This is a genomic window from Geodermatophilus aquaeductus (assembly GCF_900182545.1).
Lineage (GTDB): Bacteria > Actinomycetota > Actinomycetes > Mycobacteriales > Geodermatophilaceae > Geodermatophilus > Geodermatophilus aquaeductus.
The window spans coordinates 459,648-481,215 of record NZ_FXTJ01000002.1; the positions used below are offsets into that span (position 1 = coordinate 459,648).

The 21,568-nt window shown below is 75.4% G+C and carries 20 protein-coding genes and 1 tRNA gene; 8 read left to right on the top strand and 13 right to left on the bottom strand.

The window, feature by feature from the left end; genetic code table 11:
• The first annotated feature begins 17 nt into the window (after positions 1-17).
• Genes FN207_RS07375 through FN207_RS07390 form a run of 4 tightly spaced genes read left to right on the top strand, consistent with a single transcriptional unit; the run spans position 18 to position 4,763 of the window.
• Positions 18-1,481, top strand: a complete 1,464-nt coding sequence (locus FN207_RS07375; protein ID WP_246065845.1) for a sigma 54-interacting transcriptional regulator — start codon at positions 18-20, stop codon at positions 1,479-1,481.
• Between the two features lie 2 nt (positions 1,482-1,483).
• Complete coding sequence (locus tag FN207_RS07380; RefSeq protein WP_142457664.1) at positions 1,484-3,472, top strand: VWA domain-containing protein; 1,989 nt, start codon at positions 1,484-1,486, stop codon at positions 3,470-3,472.
• Entirely contained in the window at positions 3,469-3,951 is a 483-nt protein-coding gene (locus FN207_RS07385; RefSeq protein WP_142457666.1) for a GNAT family N-acetyltransferase, read from the top strand. The genes FN207_RS07380 and FN207_RS07385 overlap by 4 nt, the downstream gene beginning before the upstream one ends.
• Positions 3,948-4,763, top strand: coding sequence for an alpha/beta fold hydrolase (locus FN207_RS07390; RefSeq protein ID WP_185938228.1), 816 nt, complete (start codon positions 3,948-3,950; stop codon positions 4,761-4,763). The genes FN207_RS07385 and FN207_RS07390 overlap by 4 nt, the downstream gene beginning before the upstream one ends.
• Here the strand turns inward: FN207_RS07390 and FN207_RS07395 are convergent.
• On the bottom strand, positions 4,729-6,093 hold the full coding sequence (locus FN207_RS07395; protein WP_246065847.1) for a DUF2252 domain-containing protein: 1,365 nt from the start codon (positions 6,091-6,093) through the stop codon (positions 4,729-4,731). The two genes, FN207_RS07390 and FN207_RS07395, sit on opposite strands and share 35 nt — an antisense overlap.
• A 68-nt stretch (positions 6,094-6,161) precedes the next feature.
• Here FN207_RS07395 and FN207_RS07400 point away from each other — a divergent pair, with 68 nt between their 5' ends.
• Together FN207_RS07400 and FN207_RS07405 are read left to right on the top strand one after the other, a co-directional pair.
• Entirely contained in the window at positions 6,162-7,193 is a 1,032-nt protein-coding gene (locus FN207_RS07400) for an SGNH/GDSL hydrolase family protein (RefSeq protein ID WP_185938229.1), read from the top strand.
• Between the two features lie 119 nt (positions 7,194-7,312).
• A complete protein-coding gene (locus FN207_RS07405; RefSeq protein WP_142457671.1) occupies positions 7,313-8,533 on the top strand; it encodes an acetyl-CoA C-acetyltransferase in 1,221 nt (406 codons plus the stop codon).
• 109 nt (positions 8,534-8,642) lie between these two features.
• Here FN207_RS07405 and FN207_RS07410 read toward each other — a convergent pair whose 3' ends face one another.
• From FN207_RS07410 to FN207_RS07430, 5 genes are all read right to left on the bottom strand, one after another.
• Positions 8,643-9,566: a Bax inhibitor-1/YccA family protein gene (locus FN207_RS07410; RefSeq protein ID WP_185938230.1), complete on the bottom strand. Its 924-nt coding sequence runs from the start codon at positions 9,564-9,566 to the stop codon at positions 8,643-8,645.
• Positions 9,567-9,751: 185 nt separating this feature from the next.
• Positions 9,752-11,389, bottom strand: a complete 1,638-nt coding sequence (locus FN207_RS07415) for a M28 family metallopeptidase (RefSeq protein WP_142457673.1) — start codon at positions 11,387-11,389, stop codon at positions 9,752-9,754.
• 155 nt (positions 11,390-11,544) lie between these two features.
• Positions 11,545-11,618 (bottom strand) — tRNA-Leu (locus FN207_RS07420).
• A gap of 26 nt (positions 11,619-11,644) precedes the next feature.
• The gene (locus tag FN207_RS07425; protein WP_142457675.1) at positions 11,645-13,027 is read right to left on the bottom strand and encodes an NAD(P)/FAD-dependent oxidoreductase; all 1,383 of its coding nucleotides are present in this window, start codon (positions 13,025-13,027) and stop codon (positions 11,645-11,647) included.
• Positions 13,028-13,067: 40 nt separating this feature from the next.
• Complete coding sequence (locus tag FN207_RS07430) at positions 13,068-13,832, bottom strand: uracil-DNA glycosylase (protein ID WP_185938231.1); 765 nt, start codon at positions 13,830-13,832, stop codon at positions 13,068-13,070.
• Positions 13,833-14,017: 185 nt separating this feature from the next.
• Here FN207_RS07430 and FN207_RS07435 point away from each other — a divergent pair, with 185 nt between their 5' ends.
• Both FN207_RS07435 and FN207_RS07440 read left to right on the top strand, forming a co-directional pair.
• On the top strand, positions 14,018-15,190 hold the full coding sequence (locus FN207_RS07435; RefSeq protein WP_185938232.1) for a GNAT family N-acetyltransferase: 1,173 nt from the start codon (positions 14,018-14,020) through the stop codon (positions 15,188-15,190).
• Between the two features lie 55 nt (positions 15,191-15,245).
• Positions 15,246-15,551 carry a DUF4235 domain-containing protein gene (locus FN207_RS07440; protein WP_246065848.1) on the top strand — a complete coding sequence of 102 codons (306 nt, stop codon included), beginning with the start codon at positions 15,246-15,248 and terminating at the stop codon, positions 15,549-15,551.
• On the opposite strand, the gene FN207_RS07445 is transcribed toward FN207_RS07440, so the two are convergent.
• The 7 genes from FN207_RS07445 to FN207_RS07475 all read right to left on the bottom strand — a co-directional run bounded on the left by FN207_RS07445 (position 15,548) and on the right by FN207_RS07475 (position 21,550).
• On the bottom strand, positions 15,548-16,498 hold the full coding sequence (locus tag FN207_RS07445; protein WP_185938233.1) for a Ppx/GppA phosphatase family protein: 951 nt from the start codon (positions 16,496-16,498) through the stop codon (positions 15,548-15,550). The genes FN207_RS07440 and FN207_RS07445 overlap by 4 nt on opposite strands.
• A complete protein-coding gene (locus FN207_RS07450; protein ID WP_142457678.1) occupies positions 16,495-17,016 on the bottom strand; it encodes a DUF501 domain-containing protein in 522 nt (173 codons plus the stop codon). Before FN207_RS07450 ends, FN207_RS07445 begins: the two co-directional genes overlap by 4 nt.
• Complete coding sequence (locus tag FN207_RS07455) at positions 17,013-17,558, bottom strand: FtsB family cell division protein (RefSeq protein WP_142457680.1); 546 nt, start codon at positions 17,556-17,558, stop codon at positions 17,013-17,015. The genes FN207_RS07450 and FN207_RS07455 overlap by 4 nt, the downstream gene beginning before the upstream one ends.
• A gap of 4 nt (positions 17,559-17,562) precedes the next feature.
• On the bottom strand, positions 17,563-18,843 hold the full coding sequence (gene eno / locus FN207_RS07460; protein ID WP_142457682.1) for a phosphopyruvate hydratase: 1,281 nt from the start codon (positions 18,841-18,843) through the stop codon (positions 17,563-17,565).
• A 35-nt stretch (positions 18,844-18,878) separates the two neighbouring features.
• A complete protein-coding gene (locus FN207_RS07465) occupies positions 18,879-19,565 on the bottom strand; it encodes a cupin domain-containing protein (protein WP_142457684.1) in 687 nt (228 codons plus the stop codon).
• 65 nt (positions 19,566-19,630) lie between these two features.
• Positions 19,631-20,545 (bottom strand): nucleoside triphosphate pyrophosphohydrolase, encoded by a 915-nt coding sequence (locus tag FN207_RS07470; protein ID WP_142457686.1) that lies wholly within the window; start codon positions 20,543-20,545, stop codon positions 19,631-19,633.
• Positions 20,546-20,551: 6 nt separating this feature from the next.
• The gene (locus FN207_RS07475; protein ID WP_185938234.1) at positions 20,552-21,550 is read right to left on the bottom strand and encodes a peptidylprolyl isomerase; all 999 of its coding nucleotides are present in this window, start codon (positions 21,548-21,550) and stop codon (positions 20,552-20,554) included.
• Between the last annotated feature and the right edge of the window lie 18 nt (positions 21,551-21,568).

The following is a 21,568-nucleotide window of genomic DNA, read 5'->3' on the forward strand; positions in this document are numbered from 1 at the left end:
GTCGTACCGTGGCTGAGGTGACGGACGTCGCCCCAGCGCAGACCCCACCCGCACCCACGACCCTCGGCGAGCTCCGTGCGAACGGAGCCGCCTTCCGGCCGGTCAAGGCCGAGATCCGCGCCAACCTGCTCGCCCGCCTCGGCGCGGGTGAGCCCAGCCTGCCCGGCATCGTCGGCTTCGAGGACACCGTCGTCCCCGAGGTCGAGCGGGCCCTCATCGCCGGCCACGACCTCGTCCTGCTGGGCGAGCGCGGCCAGGGCAAGACCCGGCTCATCCGCACCCTGGTCGGCCTGCTCGACGAGTGGACGCCGGTGATGGCCGGCAGCGAGCTCAACGAGCACCCGCTCAACCCGATCAGCGTCTGGGCGCACCGCCAGATCGCCGAGCACGGCGACGACACCCCCGTCGGCTGGCTGCACCGCAGCGAGCGCTTCGGCGAGAAGCTGGCCACCCCCGACACCAGCGTCGGCGACCTCATCGGCGACGTCGACCCGATCAAGGTCGCCGAGGGCCGCACCCTGGGCGACCCCGAGACGGTCCACTACGGCCTCGTCCCGCGCACCAACCGCGGCATCTTCAGCGTCAACGAGCTGCCCGACCTCGCCGAGCGGATCCAGGTCGCGCTGCTCAACGTGCTCGAGGAGCGCGACATCCAGATCCGCGGTTACCGCGTGCGGCTGCCGCTGGACCTGCTGCTCGTGGCCAGCGCCAACCCCGAGGACTACACCAACCGCGGGCGGATCATCACGCCGCTCAAGGACCGTTTCGGCGCCGAGGTCCGCACGCACTACCCGCTGGAGCTGGCCGACGAGATCCGGCTGCTGCAGCAGGAGGCGCAGACCAGCGGGCTGGGCGCACCGCGCGGGCACGACGGCTTCGACGCCCCCGTCGTCCCCCAGCACCTGGTCGAGATCGTCGCCCGGTTCACCCGGCTGGTCCGCGAGTCCAGCCACGTGGACCAGCGCTCGGGCGTCAGCGCCCGCTTCGCGATCGCGGGGCTGGAGACGGTGGCCGCCTCCGCCGTCCGCCGCGCCGCGATCGCCGGGGAGACCCGGCCGGTGGCGCGCGTCGTCGACCTGCCGGGCACCGTCCCGGCCAGCCGCGGCAAGGTCGAGTTCGCCGACGCCGGCACCGACCCCGACGACGACCGGGAGACGGAGGTGCTCGAGCACCTGCTGCGACAGGCGACCGCGCAGACCTTCCGCGCCCGGTGCGGCGGGCTGGACCTGACCGGCCTGCAGGAGCACTTCACCGGCGGGGAGACCGTCGAGTCCGGCGAGCTGGTGCCGGGCGCGGCGCTGCTCGGCCAGCTGGGCACCATCCCGCGGCTCGCCGAGCTGCTCGGCCGCCTGGGCGTGCCCGAGGGCGAGGAGTCGGCCGAGCAGGCCGCCGCCGCCGTCGAGTTCGCCCTCGAGGGCCTCTACCTCACCCGCCGGCTGGCCAAGGACACCGACGGCACCCGCACGGTGTACGGGGCCTAGCGGTGGCCAGGCCCCGCCCCGGCAAGGGGTACCGGTACGGCCGCTGGCGGGGCGGCCCCGACCCGCTGGCCCCGCCCTACGACCTCGGCAGCGCCGTCGACGAGATCGGCGACTCCGTGCTCGGCGGCAGCGGCGTGCGCGAGGCGCTGCGCGAGCTGCTGCGCCGCGGCATGGACGGCCGGCGCGGCCTGGACGAGCTGCGCCGCTCGGTGCGCGAGCGGCTGCGGCAGGCCCGCACCGCCGGCCGGATGGACGGCACGCTGCAGGAGGTCCGCGAGCTGCTCGACCGGGCGCTCGAGGCCGAGCGCCGCGCGCTGTTCCCCGACCCCGACGACGCCGCCCGCCTGGCCGAGGCCGAGCTCGACGCACTCCCGCAGGACACCGCGGGCGCCGTGCGGGCGCTCAAGGACTACCCGTTCCGCTCCCCGGAGGCGCGGGAGGCCTACGACCGCATCCAGGACCTGCTGCGGCGGGAGGTGCTCGACAGCTCCTTCGCCAACATGAAGCAGGCGCTGGAGAACGCCAGCGAGCAGGACATGCAGGCGGTCAAGGACATGGTCGCGGACCTGTCCCGGCTGGTGGACGCGCACAACCGCGGCGAGGACACCGACGAGCAGTTCCGCGAGTTCATGGACAAGCACGGTCAGTTCTTCCCCGACGATCCGCAGTCGGTGGAGGAGCTCATCGACTCCCTCGCCCGCCGGGCGGCCGCGCAGGAACGCATGATGGCCGGCCTCTCGCCGGAGCAGCGGGCGGAGCTGTCCGACCTGATGGCCCAGACCATGTCCGACATGGGGCTGGCCAGCGAGATGGCGCACCTGCAGGACGCGCTGCGCCAGGCCCGTCCCGACCTGCCCTGGGGCCAGCGCGGCCAGGTCCCCGACGGGGAGCAGGGGCTGGGCATGGGCGACGCGACCACCGCCGTCGCGGAGCTCGCCGACCTCGAGGCGCTGTCCAACCAGCTCTCGCAGGGCTACGCCGGCGCCTCGCTGGCCGACGTCGACGAGGAACTGCTCGAGCAGGCGCTGGGCCGCGAGGCCGTCGACGACCTGGCGGCGCTGCGGCAGATGGAGCGCGAGCTGGAGCGGCAGGGCTACCTCAACCGCTCCGACGGCAGGCTGGAGCTCTCGCCGAAGGCGGTGCGCCGGCTGGGCGCCACCGCGCTGCGGCGGGTGTTCGCCAAGCTCGACGCCGCCGGCCGGGGCGAGCACGACGTCGCCGACGCCGGTGCGGCCGGGGAGCTCACCGGCAGCTCGCGGGAGTGGCAGTTCGGCGACGAGCAGCCCCTCGACGTCGTCCGGACGGTCCGCAACGCCGTCCTGCGCACCGCGGGTGCCCCCTCCGGCGACGGCGGGCGGAGGGTCCGCATCGCGGTCGAGGACTTCGAGGTCGTGGAGACCGAGCGGCGCACCGGGGCGGCCGTCGCGCTGCTGGTCGACCTGTCGTACTCGATGGCGCTGCGCGGCACGTGGGGCGCGGCCAAGTCGACGGCGATGGCGCTGCACTCGCTGGTGACGACCCGCTTCCCGCAGGACGCCATCCAGATCATCGGCTTCTCCTCCACCGCCCAGGTGCTCAAGCCCGAGACGCTGGCCGAGCTGAGCGTGGACACGCTGCAGGGCACCAACCTGCAGCACGGGCTGATGCTGGCCCGCCGGTTCCTCGCCCGGCACCGCGACGCCGAGCCGGTGGTCCTCGTGGTCACCGACGGCGAGCCGACCGCGCACCTGGAGGAGGACGGCACGCCGTACTTCTGCTGGCCGCCGATGCCCGAGACGATCGCCAAGACCGTCGCGGAGGTCGAGCGGGTGGCGCGGTCGGGGGCGACGCTCAACGTGTTCGCGCTCGACCCGGAACCGAGCCTGGTGCACTTCGTCCACGACATCACCGCGCGGGCCGGCGGCCGGGTGTTCACCCCGGACAGCGACCGGCTCGGCGAGTACGTCGTCGCGGACTACCTGCGCACCCGCCGGGGCCGCAGGGCGCGGTGACCGGCGAGCTCACGGTCGCGGAGGTCGGCGTCGACGTCGTGCTGCCCCTGCGCAGCGCCGTCCTGCGCGACGGCGGCCCGGCCGGCCTCCCCGGCGACGACGACCCCGCCACCGTGCACCTGGCCGCGCGGGCGCCGGGCGGCCGGGTGGTGGGCGTCGTCCGGCTCGCGCCCGCGCCCTGCCCGTGGCAGCCGGCGGCGGCACCGTGGCAGCTGCGCGGCATGGCCACCGACCCGGAGGTACGCGGCGCCGGGGCCGGGCGCGCGCTGCTCGCGGCGGGCCTGGCGGCGGTCGCGGCGCGCGGCGGCGACCTGGTGTGGTGCAACGCGCGCGTGCCGGCGGCCGGCTTCTACGAGCGGCACGGCTTCTGCGTGGTGACCGCCCCGTTCGACGTCGACCCGATCGGCCCGCACGTCGGCATGCTGATCTCCGTGCCCGACCGATGGGTCCGGGCGCCCGGGCCGGTCACCACCGCATGACCGAGTACGTGCACACCGCGGACGGCACCCGCATCGCCTACGACCGCGTCGGCGCCGGGCAGCCGCTGGTCCTGGTCGGCGGCGCGGGCCAGTTCCGCGCGGTCGACCCCGACACCGGGGAACTGGTCGCCGAGCTGGCCGCGCGCGGCTTCGACGTCGTCGTCCACGACCGGCCCGGGCGCGGGGACAGCGGCGGCGAGCCGCCGTTCGGGCTGGCCGGCGAGCTGGCGGCGATCCGCGCGCTGCTCGACCTCCTGGGCGGGCAGGCGTGGCTGTACGGCAGCTCCTCCGGGGGCGCGATCGCCCTCGCTGCGGCCGCCGGGCTGCCCGGCGTCGAGCGGCTGTTCCTGTGGGAGGTCCCGCTCGACGAGGAGGGCGGCACCGCCGGCGCCGAGGCCCTGGCCGCCGTCCGCGCGCTCGCCGCGGCCGGGGACCGCGAGGGCATCTGGCGGCTGTGGACCGAGGGCATGCCCCCGGAGTGGTTCGAGGCGATGCGTTCCGGGCCGCAGTGGCCGCTGTTCGAGCGGATGGCGCCCACCCTCGAGGCCGACGCCGAGGCGCTGGCCTGGACGCAGTCGGCGCCGCGGGCGCAGTTGTGGGCGCCGGTCACCGCGCACGCGGTGGTCCTGCTCGGCGCGCAGACCTTCCCGTTCATGGCCGACGCCGCCGACTCGATCGTCGCCTCCCTCGCCTCCGCGGAGCGCGTGGAGGTGCCCGGCCGCGACCACCGCTGGGAGGCGGCCGGCCTCGCCGACGTGCTGGCCGCCTCCCTGCCGGTCAGTGGCGGATCGGCTGGGAGCCGCTCGAGCTGATGCCCGGGATGCGTCCGGCGCGGAAGGCGTCGACGAAGAGCCGGTGGTCCTCCTGCGTCTGCCGGGCGTAGGAGTGCGCGAAGTCGACCAGGTCGGCGACGAACTCCTCGCGCCGGCCGCCGACCACCGCCGCGACCGCGTCCTCGGTCTGGAAGTCGACCAGCGCGTGGTCGCTGTCGGCGTCGCCGACGCAGTGCATCTTCGCCGTCGCCCGGCCCAGCTGGGCCACCACCGGTGCCATCTCCTCGGGCTCGGTGAGGTCCTCCCAGTCCAGGTCGACCTCGTAGGGCGAGAGCTCCTGGACGACGAACCCGACGCCGTCGACCTCGGTGTGGCCGAGGAACTGCGAGGCGTTGGCCTGCAGCGCGCGCTGGCTGACCGCGGTCCGGTGCCCGTGGTGCTCGAAGTACGAGGCGATCCGCTCGTCGCGGACGATGCGGCTGGGCGCGGCCACGTTGCCCTGCTTGAGCGACAGGACGACGTCGTTCTCCAGCGCCTGGTCGTAGCCCTCGAGCAGCACGTTGTAGGCGGGCAGCCCGGCGCTGCCGATGCCGAAGCCCCCGGTGCCGATGACGTCCTTGACGTCGTAGGCGACGTCGCGGCGGCGCATCGGCGGGTGCACGGTCCCCCGCCAGCGGTCGAGCGCGGCCAGCACCCGCCCGCGCTCGTCGTCGTCGAGCCGGCGGGTGCGCCCGCCGTCGGCGAAGCGCCGCTCGTACCCCTCGACCACGGTCATGCGGTCCAGCAGCGAGCCCCGCGTCCGCGTCGTCGTCTCGAGGATGGCCTCGCGGACGGCGCCCTCGGTGTTGGCGACGGTCAGCGCGAAGGTGCGGTCGTCGTCGGAGCGGCGGAACGCCTCGACCTGGTCGAGGTAGGCGTCGAGGTAGGTGCCCAGCAGGTCGGCGATGACGTCGTCGCCGAGCGCCTTGCGCCACGACAGCAGCGCGAAGCTGGCGGCGAAGCGGCGCAGGTCCCAGGTGAAGGACCCGACGTAGGCCTCGTCGAAGTCGTTGACGTCGAAGACGATCCGCCCGGAACCGTCCATGTAGGTGCCGAAGTTCTCGGCGTGCAGGTCGCCCTGGATCCACACCCGGGTGGTCCGCTCGTCGGCCCAGGGCTCGTCGAAGGCGGCCATGTCGGCGTAGAAGAGGCAGGCGCTGCCGCGGTAGAAGGCGAAGGGGTCGGCGGCCATCTTGCGGAACTTCGTGCGGAAGGCGTCGGCGTCGGCGGCCATGAGCTCGGAGAAGGCCTCGACCAGGACGTCGACGATCTGCTGCGAGCGGTCACCGGACGTTCTCCCGGAGGCCACCCGTCGGGGGGATTCGGGCACGGGGGGCACCGTAGAGGGCGGCTAGCCTGCTGGACAGACGGTTGCGCGGGGGGACGATCGGAGTGGCGGTGACCAGAGCGGGCACGGCGCGGCGGCTGGCGTCCGCCGCCGCGTACGGCGGCGGCGGCCTCGGCCTGGCCGGTGCGGGGCTCCTCGCGGTCCTGCGCCTCGAGGCCCGCGCGGCCCGGAAGCGGGTCGAGGCGCGGACGTCGAACCAGGACCCGCCCCCCGGCGACGGCGTCTACGGCCGCGGGCGCGGCAAGCCCCTGGTGTTCACCGTGCTCGGCGACTCCAGCGCCGTGGGCCTGGGCGTCGAGCGGGCCACCGAGACGCCCGGCGTGCTGCTGGCCGCCGCGCTGACCGAGCTCGCCGAGCGCCCCGTCCGGCTGGTCCGCCTGGCCGTCTCCGGCGCGGAGTCCTGCGAGCTGGACCCGCAGGTCGAGCGCGCCCTGGCCGAGCGCCCCGACGTCGTCCTGATCATGATCGGCGCCAACGACGTCACCACCCGCACCCGCCCCGCGGTCTCCGTGCGGCACCTGGCCGACGCGGTGCGGCGGCTGCGCGAGGCGGGCGCGGAGGTCGTCGTCGGCACCTGCCCCGACCTGGGGACCGTCCGGCCGATCGGGCAGCCGCTGCGGCTGCTGGCCCGGCGGTGGAGCCGGCAGCTGGCGGCGGCGCAGACGATCGCCGTGGTCGAGGCCGGCGGGCGCACGGTGTCGCTGGGCTCGGTGCTCGGGCCGAGCTTCGCGCAGGACCGCTCGCTGTTCAGCATCGACGAGTTCCACCCCAGCGCCGCCGGCTACGCGCAGGCCGCCGCCGTGATCCTCCCGGCGCTGGCCGACGCGCTCGGCGTCTGGCCCGCACCCACCGGCCGCCGCCGGGAGCGCCGCGGCACGGTGCGTCCCGTCGCGCGGGCCGCGGCACGGGCGGCCGGCCGGCCGGGCACCGAGGTCCGGGCCACCGAGGTCCGGGGCACGACCGCCGGGCCGCTGGGCACCTGGGCGCGGCTGCTGCGCCGGCGGCCCACCGAGCTGCCGACGCCCGAGGAGGCCGGGGAGGCCGCCGAGGCGGCGGAGGTCCCGGTCGGCCAGGACGCCTGAAACACACCGAGCGTCTGTAGCAGGCTCGGGCGCAAGGAGCCCGGGGGTCCGGGGGTACTTTCCGGAGTGACCGATCCCGGGGCTCCCGGCCCCGGGAGCCCCTCATCGCGGAGGACCCCATGCCCGAAGCCGTCATCGTCGCGACCGCGCGCTCCCCCATCGGGCGCGCCTTCAAGGGGTCGCTCAAGGACCTGCGTCCCGACGACCTCGCCGCCACCATCGTCCGCGCGGCGCTCGACAAGGTCCCGGCGCTGGACCCGACCGACATCGACGACCTGATCCTCGGCTGCGGCCTGCCCGGCGGGGAGCAGGGCCACAACATGGGCCGCGTCGTCAGCATCCTGCTCGGCATGGACCACCTGCCGGGAACCACGATCACCCGCTACTGCTCGTCGTCGCTGCAGACGACCCGCATGGCGATGCACGCCATCAAGGCCGGCGAGGGTGACGTCTTCATCTCCGCCGGCGTGGAGATGGTGTCCCGGTTCGTGAAGGGCAACAGCGACTCGCTGCCCGACACCCACAACCCGGTGTTCGCCGAGGCCTCGGCCCGGGTGGCCAAGACCGCGGAGAGCGGCGCGGACTCCTGGACCGACCCGCGCACCAACGGCGACGTGCCGGACGTCTACATCGCCATGGGCCAGACGGCCGAGAACCTGGCGCTGCTCAAGGGCGTCACCCGCCAGGAGATGGACGAGTTCGCCGTCCGCAGCCAGAACCTGGCGGAGAAGGCGATCAACGAGGGCTTCTGGGAGCGGGAGATCACCCCGGTCACCACGCCCGACGGCACGGTCGTCAGCAAGGACGACGGCCCGCGCGCCGGCACCACGCTCGAGGGCATCTCCGCCCTCAAGCCGGTCTTCCGCCCCGACGGCCGGGTCACCGCCGGCAACGCCTGCCCGCTCAACGACGGCGCCGCCGCGGTCGTGGTCATGAGCGACACCAAGGCCCGCGACCTCGGCCTGACCCCGCTGGCCCGCATCGTCTCCACCGCGGTCACGGGCCTGTCGCCGGAGATCATGGGCTACGGCCCGGTCGACGCCTCGAAGCTGGCGCTGCAGCGGGCCGGCATGACCATCGACGACATCGACCTGGTCGAGATCAACGAGGCCTTCGCCGCGCAGGTCATCCCGAGCTACCGCGACCTGGGCATCGACATCGACAAGCTCAACGTGCACGGCGGCGCGATCGCCGTCGGCCACCCCTTCGGCATGACCGGCGCCCGCATCACCGGCACGCTCCTCAACGGCCTGCAGACCAAGGACGGCACCTTCGGTCTGGAGACCATGTGCGTCGGTGGCGGCATGGGCATGGCGATGGTGCTCGAGCGCCTCTCCTGATCCGACCCGGGGCCGGCTCGCGCGCCGGCCCCGGACACGACAGTGGCCCGGCCCCCGCGAGGGGACCGGGCCACTGCTGTGTGTGGCCCCGCTGCAGCGGGGCCCTTGCTCAGTTGTCCTGGAAGTAGGACAACAGGCGCAGGATCTCCAGGTACAGCCAGACGACCGTGACGAGCAGGCCGAAGGCGACGTACCAGGCGAACTTGGCCGGGGCGCCACGGCGGATCGCCTGGTCGGCCATGTCGAAGTCGAGCAGCAGCGTGAAGGCCGCCACACCGATCACGACGATGCTGAAGACGATGGCCAGCGGGCCACCGTCACGCAGGCCGAGGCCGCCCGGGGTGAAGAAGCTCGCCACGAGGTTGACCAGGACCAGCGCCAGGACACCGAACAGCGCGCCGACGATCCAGCGGGTCAGCTTGGGGGTCACCCGGATGGCGCCGGTCTTGTAGACGACCAGCATGCCGGCGAAGACACCGAACGTGCCGATGAGCGCCTGGACCACGATCCCGGGGTAGATCGTGTTGAAGGCCTCGCTGATGGCGCCGAGCGCGACACCGTAGAGCGCGCCGTAGGCCAGGGTCGCCGCCGGGTTGGCGATCTGCTTGAAGCTGATCACCAGGCCCAGGACGAAGGCCACGAGCACCGCGGGCAGCGCCAGGCCCCACGCGGCCTGGCCGGGCAGCGCCCAGACGGCGGCCGCGGCGAGGACGGTGACGAGGAACGACAGGCCCGTCTTCTGGACGACGTCGTCCATCGTCATGTAGCGGGTGGCCGGCGGGCCGTACGGGCCGGCGGGGGCCGGGGCACCGTAGCCCTCGGGCGCGCCGTACGGCTGACCGTAGGGCTGGGGGGTCGGCTGGCCGTACTGCTGGCCGTAGCCGGGGGCGCCGTATCCGGGGGCTCCGTAGCCGGGAGCGCCGCCCTGCTGGCCGTACTGCTGGCCGGAGCCGGGAGCGCCGTACCCCTGCTGGCCACCACCGGACGCGGCGTTGGCGAAGCCCCGGCCGAACACCGGGTTGGAGCTGGGCATCGTCATCTCCTCGAGGTGACTGGTCGGTCGGTGGGCTGCTACCTCGCACCCCACTCGACACCTACAACGCCGCAGGTGGCCCGCGCGTTCCTGAGGTCCCCGGTACCCACCTCCGGGTGGGAGAACGCGCCGGGGGCGCGGCACCTGCGGTGCCGCGCCCCCGGGTCGTGCCGGTCGGGAGTGGGTCAGACCTCGACCCCGCCGTGGTCGTGGCCGGCGTGCAGTCCGCCGCCACCGGCCTCCTGCTCGGCCTCCACGCGGTACTGCCGGGCGTTCGGGTCGCCCTCGTACGTGCCACCGGGCACCGGCCGGCCGGCCACGTCGTTCACCCGCGAGGAGTCGTAGGCGAGGGTGAGCACCGCGTAGGCGACGGCGTCGGAGTTCTCGTCGAGCGCCTTCGGGTCGAGGTTGGTGATGTCGTCCCCGGCCTGGTGGTAGTTCGGGTCGTAGGCGACGCCGGCCTCACCGCCGTACAGCGGGACCTGGTACTCCTGCTTCTCGACCTCCGCGCCGGTGAACAGGCCACCGGAGGGGATGTTGGCGTTGATGAACGCCTGGTAGTCGCTGCGGCCGCTGAACTCGGTGCCCTCGTAGTACAGGCCCCGCGACTCGTAGAAGTCCTCGAAGACGTACTCGATCTGGTCCGAGCCCTCGGGGACGTTGACACCGTCCGGCGCGGGGAACGTGGACTGGTCCCCGTCGTAGATGAACCGGGCGAAGTTCGGCGAGCCGATCATGTCGAAGTTCAGGTACAGCCCGATGTCGGCCACCTGGTCCTCCGACAGCGAGTCGACGTACTCGGCCGAGCCGAGCAGGCCGAGCTCCTCGGCACCCCACCAGGCGAACCGGATGGTGTTGGTCGGCTTGACCTTGGCCAGGTTCTCCGCGACCTCGATCAGGCCGGCGCTGCCCGAGCCGTTGTCGTTGATGCCCGGACCCTCGGGGACCGAGTCGAGGTGCGCGCCGGCCATGACGACGTTGTCCGACGTCCGGCCCGACAGCTCGGCGATGACGTTCTCGGTCTCACGGATCCCGCTGACGGCGTCCACCTGGATGCGCACGGAGGTGCCGGCCTGGGCCAACTCCGTGCCGGTGGCGTAGCTGACACCCACCACGGGGATCGCGTTCTCGAGGGGCGCGCCCAGCGTCGGCGACAGGAGCGTGTCGCGGCCGGGCTGGCCCTCGTTGAACAGGACGACGCCCACGGCGCCCGCCTCGCGGGCGTTCTCGGCCTTCTCGCCGAAGGTGCAGGTGCCGCGCTGCAGCAGGGCGATGTTGCCCGGCGTGAAGCCGGCGAAGTCGGCGTCCTCGCAGCCGCTGGTGTTGCCGTTGGCGGTCCCGACCGGCGGGATGGTGACGTCGACGGCCTGCACGGTGGCGGTGACGTCGCCGCTGCCCGAGTAGGTGGCCACCGCGTAGTCGGTGCCCTCGACGTAGGTGGTCGCCGTGGGCGCCACCCGGGCGAACGCGCTGCTGGTCTGCTGGAAGTACGGGAACTCGAACGCCTGGCGCTCGACCGTCCAGCCCGCGGCCTCCAGACGGTCCTCCACGTACTGGGCCGACGCCGTGTAGCCGGGCGTGCCGGAGGCGCGGGTGCCGCCGTTGGCGTCGGCGATCGCCTGGAACTCGTCCAGGTGCTCCATGACGCCTTCGAGCGTCACGCAGTCGGTCAGCTTCGCCACGGTGTTGTTGTTCCGGTTCTCGCAGCCGTTGCCTCCGGCCGCGGCCGGGAACGCGGTGACCACGCTGCCGGCCAGCGCCAGCACGCCGGCGGTGCCGGCGACGGCGATGCGCGATCGCCGGGACGGATGGGACTGGGTCATGGACGTCTTCCCCTCGAACGTCGGGTGTGGGCTCCGATGGCCACGGGGGGTAACCCTGTCAATACAGTCGCGGGGGACGTCAAGCCCTGTATTTCCTGCGGCCGATGGTGTAACGGGCCGGAGGAAGTCGTGAGGTCGGCGTACGGTCGCCGGTGTGCCCCCGGTGGGATTCGAACCCACACTGTGACCCTTTTAAGGGGCCTGCCTCTGCCGGTTGGGCCACGGGGGCGGGTGCGGGCCGTCGGCCCGCCGGTCTCAGCCTGCCTGCGCGCGGTCGGCCGGCGACGGCGCCGGCATCTGCCCCGTCCCGCCGGAGGTGGCCGCGGTGACGAACTCCCGCCGCGGGTCCTGCAGCTGGCCGAGCGCCACGACCTCGCGCCGGAACAGCGAGGCCAGCGTCCAGTCGGCGACCACGCGGGCCTTGCGGTTGAACGTCGGGACCCGGCTGACGTGGTAGCTGCGGTGCATGAACCAGGCCGGCCAGCCCTTGAGCTTGATCCCGTAGACCTGCGCGACGCCCTCGTGCAGGCCGAGACTGGCCACCGAGCCGGCATAGGCGTGCCGGTAGGGCTGCGGCTGCTCGCCGCGCAGGGTCGCCGCCACGTTGTCGGCCAGCCGCTTGGCCTGCCGGACGGCGTGCTGGGCGTTGGGCGCGGTGGTGGCCCCCGGGTCGGGCTTGGTGAGGTCGGGGACGGCCGCGAGGTCACCGGCGGCCCAGGCGTCCTCCAGGCCGCTGACCTGCAACGTCGGCTCGCAGCGCACCCGGCCCCGCTCGTCGAGGGGGAGGTCGGTCGAGGCGAGCAGCGGATTGGGTCTGGTGCCGGCGGTCCACACGAGGGTGTCGCTGGCGAACTGCGCGCCGTCGGAGAGGCGCACGACGCCGTCGGTGACCGACTCCAGGCGCGTGTTCAGCCGCACGTCCATCCCGCGGGCGGTGAGCTGCTTGACGGTCCAGGCGGCCATGTCGAGGTCGACCTCGGGCAGGATCCGGCCGGTGGCCTCGACCAGCACCCACCGCATGTCGCTGGGCGACAGCCGCGGGTAGTAGTGGCTGACGGCGTAGCGCGCCATGTCCTCGAGCTCGGCGAAGGCCTCGATGCCGGCGTAGCCGCCGCCGACGAAGGTGAAGGTCAGGGCCCGCTCCCGGACGCGGGGGTCGTCGGTCGAGGCCGCGGCGTCGAGCCGGGCGAGGACGTGGTTGCGCAGGTAGATGGCCTCCCCCACCGTCTTGAAGCCGATCCCGTGCTCGGCCAGGCCCGGGATGGGCAGCGTGCGCGCCACCGACCCCGCCGCCATCACCAGCACGTCGTAGGACAGCTCGTACGGCTCGCCCTCGGCGGGCAGGACCCGGGCCCGCCGGTCGGCGTGCGACAGCGCGACGACGGCACCGGTGACCACCCGGCAGCGCGGCAGCGTGCGGCGCAGCGGGACGACGACGTGCCGCGGTTCCACCGAGCCGGCCGCCGCCTCGGGCAGGAACGGCTGGTAGGTCATGTGCGGCTGGGGGTCGACGACGACGATCTCGGCGCGGCCCCGGGACAGCTTCCGCTGCAGCCGCAGCGCGGTGTAGAGGCCGACGTACCCCCCGCCGACGACCAGCACCACCGGACGGGACCCCAGATCCGGACGAGACGCCATGGGCCCACCCTAGGGGCGCACGCGCGGGCCGCGACTCCGCTCAGCCGGCGCCGGCGAGCTCCGTGGCCCGCGACAGGACGGCGTCGAGCATCGGCTCGGTGAGCCGGCCGGTGAAGGTGTTCTGCTGGCTCACGTGGTAGCTGCCCAGCAGGGTGAGCGGCCCGCGCGGACCCTCCAGCGTCACCTCCACGCCGTGCCCGAAGGCCGGCCGCGGCCGGGGCAGGGCGTAGCCGGCGCCGGCGAGGACGGGCCACAGCGCCGTCCAGCCGAAGCCGCCGAGGACGACGACCACCCGCAGGTCCGGCAGCAGCGCCAGCTCGCGCGCCAGCCAGGGCGAGCAGGTGTCGCGCTCGGCCGGCGTCGGCGCGTTGTCCGGGGGCGCGCAGCGGACCGCGGCGGCTACCCGCACGCCCGTGAGCTCCAGGCCGTCGCCGACGTGGGTCGACGTCGGCTGGTTGGTCAGGCCGGCCCGCCACAGCGCGGCGAAGATCCAGTCCCCGCTGCGGTCGCCGGTGAAGACCCGGCCGGTGCGGTTGCCCCCGTGCGCGGCCGGCGCCAGCCCGACGACGGCGATCCGCGCGGAGGCGGGGCCCAGGCCCGGCACCGGGCGGCCCCAGTAGTCCTCGTCGCGGAAGGACGCCCGCTTGACCCGGGCGACGTCCTCGCGCCAGGTGACCAGCCGGGGGCAGGCGCGGCAGCCGGAGATCCGGGCGTCGAGGACGGCGAGGTCTCGGGCGCCGCGCGCGGAGCGGGACACCCCCGCCGGTGTCCGCGTGACCGGGAACCCCTGCGCGTCGACCGCCACGCGCCCAGTCCACCACCCGGCCGGGTGCCCTGCGCATCTCCCCCTTCGGAGGGTCGGCGGCGGCCCTCCCGGTGCCTAGGCTCGCTGCGTCAGCGACCCGGCCGGACGGCGGGAGGCGCCGGACGGAGAAGGGGTGGGAACCGGTGAGTGCAGCCGTGGGTGCGTCCAGGAGCGGGCCCGGGCTCGTGGCCGGACGCGCGACCCCACCTCGCCCGGCCCCCGCCCGGCCGCGCACGGCGGTCGTCTCCGGCCACGACGACCTCGACGCGCTGGCCGGCGCCTGGGACGACCTCTGGCGCCGCACCCCGGACGCCACCGCCTTCCAGACCCACGCGTGGAGCAGCGCCTGGGCCCGCGCGTACGTCCCGGCCGGCCGGCTCGCCGTCGTCACCGTGTGGGACGGCGACACGCTCGTCGCCGCCGCGCCGCTGTACCGGGTGCGCCGCGGTCCGGTTCCCGTCCTCGCGCCGCTGGGCGGCCCGCTGAGCGACTCCACCGACGTCCTGCTCGACCCGCAGGTCCCCGACGCCGGGGCCCGGCTGGCCGCCGCCCTGCTGCAGGTGCCCGGGTGGCGGGTCCTGGACCTGCCCGAGGTCCTGCCCGGCTCGGCCGCGCAGGCGTGGACGCGGGAGTGGCCGGGCCGGGTCCGCCGCGCGCCGTCGTCGCTGAACCTGCAGCTGCCCGTGCTGCCCCAGGCCGACGTCCTCGCGCGGGTCCCCGCCCGGACGGCGGGGACGCTGCGCCGCAAGCTGAAGAAGGTCGACAGGGCGGGCATCGAGCGCACCGAGCTCCCCTCCGACGCCGTGCCGGCCGCCGTGCCCGAGCTGGTCCGGCTGCACGAGGCGCAGTGGGCGGGCCGGCGCGGCAACCCGGAGCACCTCACCGCGCGGTTCCGCACGTTCCTCACCGGGGCGCTGGTGCCGATGGTCGAGCGCGGCCAGGCCGTCGTCGTGGAGTACCGGCTCGACGGCCGGCTGGTGGCCAGCGAGGTCGACCTCCTCGGGCACCGGCAGCTGGCCTACTACCTCGCCGGCATCGACCCCTCGCTGCGGCAGACGATCGACACCTCGGTGCTGCTGGTCCGCGGCGCGCTCGGGCTGGCCGGCCGGCTGGGGCTGGCGGAGTACTCGTTCCTGCGGGGCGACGAGGACTACAAGCTGCGCTGGCGCCCGGACCACGTGACCGCCGAGCGGGTCCTGCTCGCGCGCCCGGGGCTGCTGGGGTCGGGCGGCTACCTCCCCGCGACCGCCGCGTCCTCCGCCGTCATGGCCCTCGCCCGGCGGGTGCTCGCCGGCCGCGCGCGGGAGCTGGCCCGGGCGGTCATGCACCGCGTCCGGCAGGTCCGCGCGAGCGGGTAGCCCTCCCGGGACGACGTCTCCCCTTCCGGGGACGCGGACCGCGGGGACGCCAGGCATGATCACCCCCATGGCCCGCAAGCAGAAGCCGCCGCTGACCTGGAAGCTGCTGGGGACCGGCTCGGCCACCCTGTCCGGCATCGCCGTCCGCAAGCTCACCGACGCGGCCTGGTACGCGGCCCTCGGCAAGACCCCGCCGAAGAACCCCGCCGCGCCGGGCGTCTCGTGGCCCGAGGCGCTGGCCTGGGCCGCGTTCTCCGGGCTCACCGTCGCCGGTGGCCGGTTGCTGGCCGCCCGCGGTGCCGCCGCGGCCTACCAGTCCCTGACCGGCAAGCTCCCGCCCGGCGTCAACGAGGCCGGCTAGCCCCTGGCCAGGCGCAGCGCGATGCCGTCGAGGATGTCGTGCTCGCTGACGACGACCTCGTCGAGCGCGAACGCGTCCATGACCACCCGCAGCACCAGCGCGCCGGCGCCGATGACGTCGACCCGGCCGGGGTGCATGACCGGGAAGGCAGCCCGCCGCTCGCGGGTGGCGGTGAGCAGCCCCGCGGTCACCGAGCGGACGGCGCCCACCGGGATGCGCGAGCCGTGGATGACCTCGGCGTCGTAGGCCGGCAGCCGCAGCGCGAGGGCCGCCACCGTGGTCACCGAGCCGGCCAGGCCGACGAGTGTGGCCGCCTCCCCCACCGGCACCGCCGCGGCGACCTCGGCCAGGGCGGCCCGGATGTCGGCCTCGGAGGACCCGATCTCGTCCGCCGTCGGCGGGTCGCCGTGCAGGTGGCGTTCGGTCAGGCGCACGCACCCGACGTCCACCGAGCGCGCCGCGCGCACGCCGCCGGCGTCGCCGAGGACGAACTCGGTGGACCCGCCGCCGATGTCGACGACGAGGTACGGCGGGCGCGGGGGCGGGCCGCCGTGCGCGGCGGCCGCGGCGGCGAGGGAGGCGGTGGCGCCGAGGAAGGACAGCCGCGCCTCCTCGTCACCGGGGACGACGTCGGGCGGCTGGCCGAGCGTGGCCTGCACCATCGCCTCGAAGTCGGCGCGGTTGGCGGCGTCGCGGGTGGCGCTGGTGGCGACCATCCGCACGGCGGTGGCGCCGAGGTCGCGGGCCTGGGCGGCGTACTCGGCGAGCACGACGCGGGTGCGCTCGATCGCCTCGGGCGCCAAGCGGCCGGTGGCGTCCACGCCCTGCCCGAGCCGGACGACCTCCATCCGCCGCAGCAGATCGGTGTGCGCGCCCTCCGGCGGCACGTCGGCGACCAGCAGGCGGATGGAGTTGGTGCCGCAGTCGACGGCGGCCACGCGGGTCACGACGGCTCCTCCGGCTGCGCGCAGGGGCCGGCGGCCCACCACTCCCCCATCCCGGCGACCGCCCGGTCGCCGACGGGGTTGACACCCGGTCCCGCGGCCAGCGCGTGGCCGGCGAGGGCGTGCAGGCACTTGACCCGGTCGGGCATGCCGCCGGCGGTGGCGCGGGTGGGCAGCTCGCCGAGGGCGTCGCGCTCGGCGAGGTAGGCCTCGTGCGCCGCCCGGTAGGCCGCGGCGAGGTCCGCGTCGGTGGCGAGGTCGTCCTGCCACTCGCGCATGCGGCCGGCCGACTCCAGCCGGCTGGCGGCGGCCGACGCCCGCGGGCAGGTCAGGTAGTACAGCGTCGGGAACGGCGTGCCGTCCTCCAGCCGCGGGGAGGTCTGGACGACGTCGGGCTGGCCGCAGGGGCACCGGTGCGCCACCGCCCGGACCGCGCGCGGCGGACGGCCGAGCTGGCGGCCGACGAGCTCGCGCTCCTCGGGGGTGATCGGCTCGGAGACCCGCCGGCCTGGCGCGGTCACCCGTCCTCCCCGTCGGCGTCGGCCACCGAGCCGAGCAGCTCCTCGTACCAGGGGCGGGGGGCGGCGTCGACGGCGTCGGGCAGCGTGCCGGCGTCGCCCTCGGCGGCCTCGCCGTCGACCACGACGACCAGCCGGTCCCCGGGCAGCACGTAGGCCAGCCGCTCGCGGGCCTCACGCGCGGTCCAGGCCGGGTCCGCCTGCCGCTCGAGCTCGGCCTGCAGCTCGGCGATCCGCTCGTCGTAGGCGGTGCTCTCGGCCGCCAGCCGGGCGATCTCGGCGCGGCCGTCGAGCCACTGCCGCACGGGACCGGCGAGGGTCAGCGACAGCAGCAGGAGCAGGCCGACGAAGACGACCGCCCGGCCGGTGAACAGCGGCCGGCGGGCCGCCGCGGGGCGGGCGGGAGCCCGCGGCGTGCGCCGGCCCGGGCGCCGGGCGTCGGGACGGCTGCCGGCGCCCGACCGCGTCCCGGCCGGGACCGGCCGGGACGCGGCGTGCGACAGCGGGCGGCCGGTCGAGCGCCGCCGCCCCGTACCGGCGCTCACCGGGTCAGGAGGTCCGCAGGCGCGGGAAGGCCGCGGCGCCGGCGTAGCGCGCGGCGTCGTCGAGCTCCTCCTCGATGCGCAGCAGCTGGTTGTACTTGGCCACGCGCTCGCTGCGCGCCGGGGCACCGGTCTTGATCTGCCCGCAGTCGGTGGCGACGGCGAGGTCGGCGATCGTGGTGTCCTCGGTCTCGCCCGAGCGGTGGCTCATCATGCAGCGGTAGCCGTTGCGGTGCGCCAGGTTCACGGCGTCGAGGGTCTCGGTGAGCGTGCCGATCTGGTTGACCTTCACCAGCAGGGCGTTGGCGGCACCACGGTCGATGCCGTCGGCGAGCCGGCTGGGGTTGGTGACGAACAGGTCGTCGCCGACGACCTGCACGCGGTCGCCGAGGGCGGAGGTCAGGGCGACCCAGCCGTCCCAGTCCTCCTCCGACAGCGGGTCCTCGATCGAGACGATCGGGTAGTTCGCGACGAGGTCGGTGTAGTACTCGGTGAGGTCGGCGGCCGACAGGGTCCTGCCCTCGAAGGCGTAGCCGGCCTCGCTGTGGAACTCCGTCGCCGCGACGTCGAGGGCGAAGGCGATGTCGGTGCCCACGGAGTAGCCGGCCTGGTCCACGGCCCGGACGATCAGGTCGAGGGCCGCGCGGTTGCTGGTGAGGTTCGGGGCGAAGCCGCCCTCGTCGCCCAGACCGGTGGCCAGGCCGTCCTCCTTCAGCACGGACTTGAGCGCGTGGTAGGTCTCGGTGCCCATGGCCAGCGCCTCGGCGAAGGTCGCCGCGCCGATCGGGGCGATCATGAACTCCTGCACGTCGACGTTGCTGTCGGCGTGGGCGCCGCCGTTGAGGATGTTCATCATCGGCACCGGCAGCAGGTGCGCCGAGGGGCCGCCGACGTAGCGGAACAGCGGCAGGCCGGTGGACTCGGCGGCCGCGCGGGCGACGGCGAGGCTGACGCCCAGGATGGCGTTGGCGCCCAGGCGGGACTTGTCGGGCGTGCCGTCGAGGTCGAGCAGCCGCTGGTCGACCAGCCGCTGCTCGGTGGCCTCGTAGCCCACCAGCTCCGGGCCGATGACGTCGAGGACGCCGTCGACGGCCTTGGTCACGCCCTTGCCGCCGTAGCGCTCGTCGCCGTCGCGCAGCTCCACCGCCTCGAAGGCGCCGGTGGAGGCGCCGCTGGGCACCGCCGCCCGGGCGATCGTCCCGTCGTCGAGGGCGACCTCGACCTCCACGGTGGGGTTTCCGCGCGAGTCCAGGATCTCCCGCGCGCCTACGGCGTCGATGCTCGGCACGGGGGCAGCCTAACCAGCCCCGCCTCCCCCGTCCGTCAGCCGTGCGGCGATGCCGTGCGGTCCGCCGGTCCGCGGCGGAGCCGGTCGTGCGCGTCGAGCATCGCGAGGGCCTCCGGTGCCGGCTCGACGACGTCCCGGCTGAACAGGTACTCGGGGTACACCGGCTGCCGGCCGAGCATCCGGCCGAGGGGGGCCAGCCCGCCGAAGAGCACGCGCTGCACCCGCGGCGGCGGGGAGGTGAACACCACCGTGTCGCGGTAGGCCCTCAGCGTGACCGCGGCCTGCAGGAGGTGCGGCAGGCCGCGGGCGTCCACGCGGCCGTCCCGGGCCAGGCCGAACGTGGTGGTCACCACCCGGACGAAACGGTCGCCGGGGGTCACCTCGACGAGGACCTGCGCCTCCTCCTCACCGACCTGCCACCAGTCGTGCGCGGTGCCCGGCGGCACCTCCTGGGACTCCCCGGCTCCCAGCACGCTGGTCTCCGTCCCGACCTGGAACCCCACCCGGCCCGACAGCACGGAGAAGCGCTCGGAGGAGCCCGGGTGCACGTGGGCGGCCGCGACCCGACCGCCCGGCCGGACGAAGAGGTGCGCGACGAGCGTCCGGTCGGGATGGCCCTCGGGATCGGTCAGCACCACCGCCCGCTCCCCCGTGACGGGGTTGGTGAAGACCTGTCCCCGGCGGGGGCTGGTCGCCCGTGCCCGGCTCTCGTCCGCGTGCATGGCACCCGCCCTCCGCCGCAGCTCCGGCCATCGTGGGCGCTGCAGGAAGCCGGCCACCAGGGCCCTCAGTCGCCGGATCGGCGCAGCGCCTCCGCGTCGAGCTCCCCGGCGTAGCGGCGCACGGCCTCGCGGAGCGCGTCCTCGGCGTCCCAGCCCCGCTGCACGGCCGCCGCGACGACGGCGAACAGCCGCTCCCCCAGCTCCTCCGGCGAGGCGGAGCCCAGGTCGGCCGCCTCCGGCGTCGGGAACCCGGCGCGCGCGGCCCGGCGCACCAGCGCGGTCCCCCAGGCGGTGGCCGGCTGCGAGCGCGAGACGCCCTCGGTGGGCGAGCGCCGCTGCTTCTCGGCCTTCTTGATCTCCTCCCAGCCCGCCTCGACGCCGGCGACGTCACGCGGGCCGGCGTCGCCGAACACGTGCGGGTGCCGGCGGACCAGCTTCTCCACCAGGTCGCCGGCCACGTCGTCGACGTCGAACCGCCGCTCGGCACCGGCCTCGGCGGCGACCCGCGCGTGGAAGACGACCTGCAGCAGCACGTCGCCGAGCTCCTCGCGCATCGCGACCGGGTCGTCGTCGACGATCGCGTCGTAGGCCTCGTGCGCCTCCTCGAGCAGGTAGCCGCGCAGCGAGGCGTGCGTCTGCTCGGCGTCCCAGGGGCAGCCGCCGGGCGAGCGCAGCCGGTCCATCACGGCGACGACGTCGAGCAGGCGGGCGCCGGGCGGCTCGGGGACGGCCTCGGCGACGGGGGCGCCGGGCACCTCCTCGCCCGGCCCGGCGAGCACGGCGACCTCGCCGGGCAGCGCGGCCGCGGCGGCGGCGTCGGGCACGTCGGTGACGTCACGGCCGGCGGCCCGCAGGGCGTCGGCGGTGGCCGCCGCGCCGGGGAGCGCGGCGAGCGGGCGGTCGCCGAGCGCGGTCCAGCCGGCGGGGCCGAGCAGGCCGGGCAGGCGGGGACTGACCGGCACGACGACGGCGACGGGCACCGGGCGTCAGCCCCCCGTGCCGGTCGCGGGCGCGGCGCCGGTGGCGTCGTCGAGCAGGTCGACCACGCCGCCCTCGGGCTCCTGCACGACGTCCTCGTCGGTGAACTCGCCGTAGCGCGGGTTGACGGTGACGCCCACGTCGTCGCGGACGCCGTCGACGACGCCGGCCCCCGCCTCCTCCGCGCCGGCCGACGCCTCGCTCTCCAGCTGCGGGCGGACCTCCTCGAACGACGGCGTGACCCGCTGCCCGACGAAGGCGACGACCACGCCCGGCAGGTCCGGGACGGTGACGCTGAAGCCGGTGTTCGGTGCGGCGGCGGCGACGCCCTCGGCCAGGGGCGGGGGCACGTCGGCGGTGCCGGTGGGCTGCAGCGCCGGCAGGTTGATCTCGCCGGGGTAGCGGGCCGCGACGGCCGGGTAGGACGCCGGGGCGGCGGCCAGCTCGGCGACGACGGCGTCGGCGGTGGCCTGGTCGGGGACGACGAAGTAGCCGAGCTCGACCTGCTCGAGGCCGGCCCGCACCTCCTCGTAGCGGGCGCGCAGCGCGGCGTCGTCGGTGCCGGCGTCCTCCCCGGAGGCGGCGCCGAGCTCCCGGCGCAGCAGCTGCTGGCGGGCGCTCTCCCGGACGTCCTCGCGCGAGTAGCCCTGCGACGCGGCCTGGGCGTAGAGCTCGTCCTCGTCCCGGCCGGCCAGGGCCGCGGCGACGAAGTCGGTGACGTCGGCGTCCGTGACCTCGACGTCGTTGCGCCGCGCGGCCTCGGCGTAGAGCTCCTCGCGGACGAGCAGGGTGAGCACCTGGCGGGTGAAGCCGGCGCCCGGGCCGCCGACGGCCTCGGCGATCGCGGGGTCGGCCAGCCGCTCGTCGACGGCGGACTGCAGCTCGGCCACCGTCACCTGCTCCTCGCCGACGTAGGCGGCGACGTTGGGCGAGGTCCGGCAGCCGGCCAGGGCCGCGACGGCGGCCAGACCGACGGCGAGCGACGTGGTCAGCCGGCGGGTCAGCACCAGCGGAGCGTGCCACAC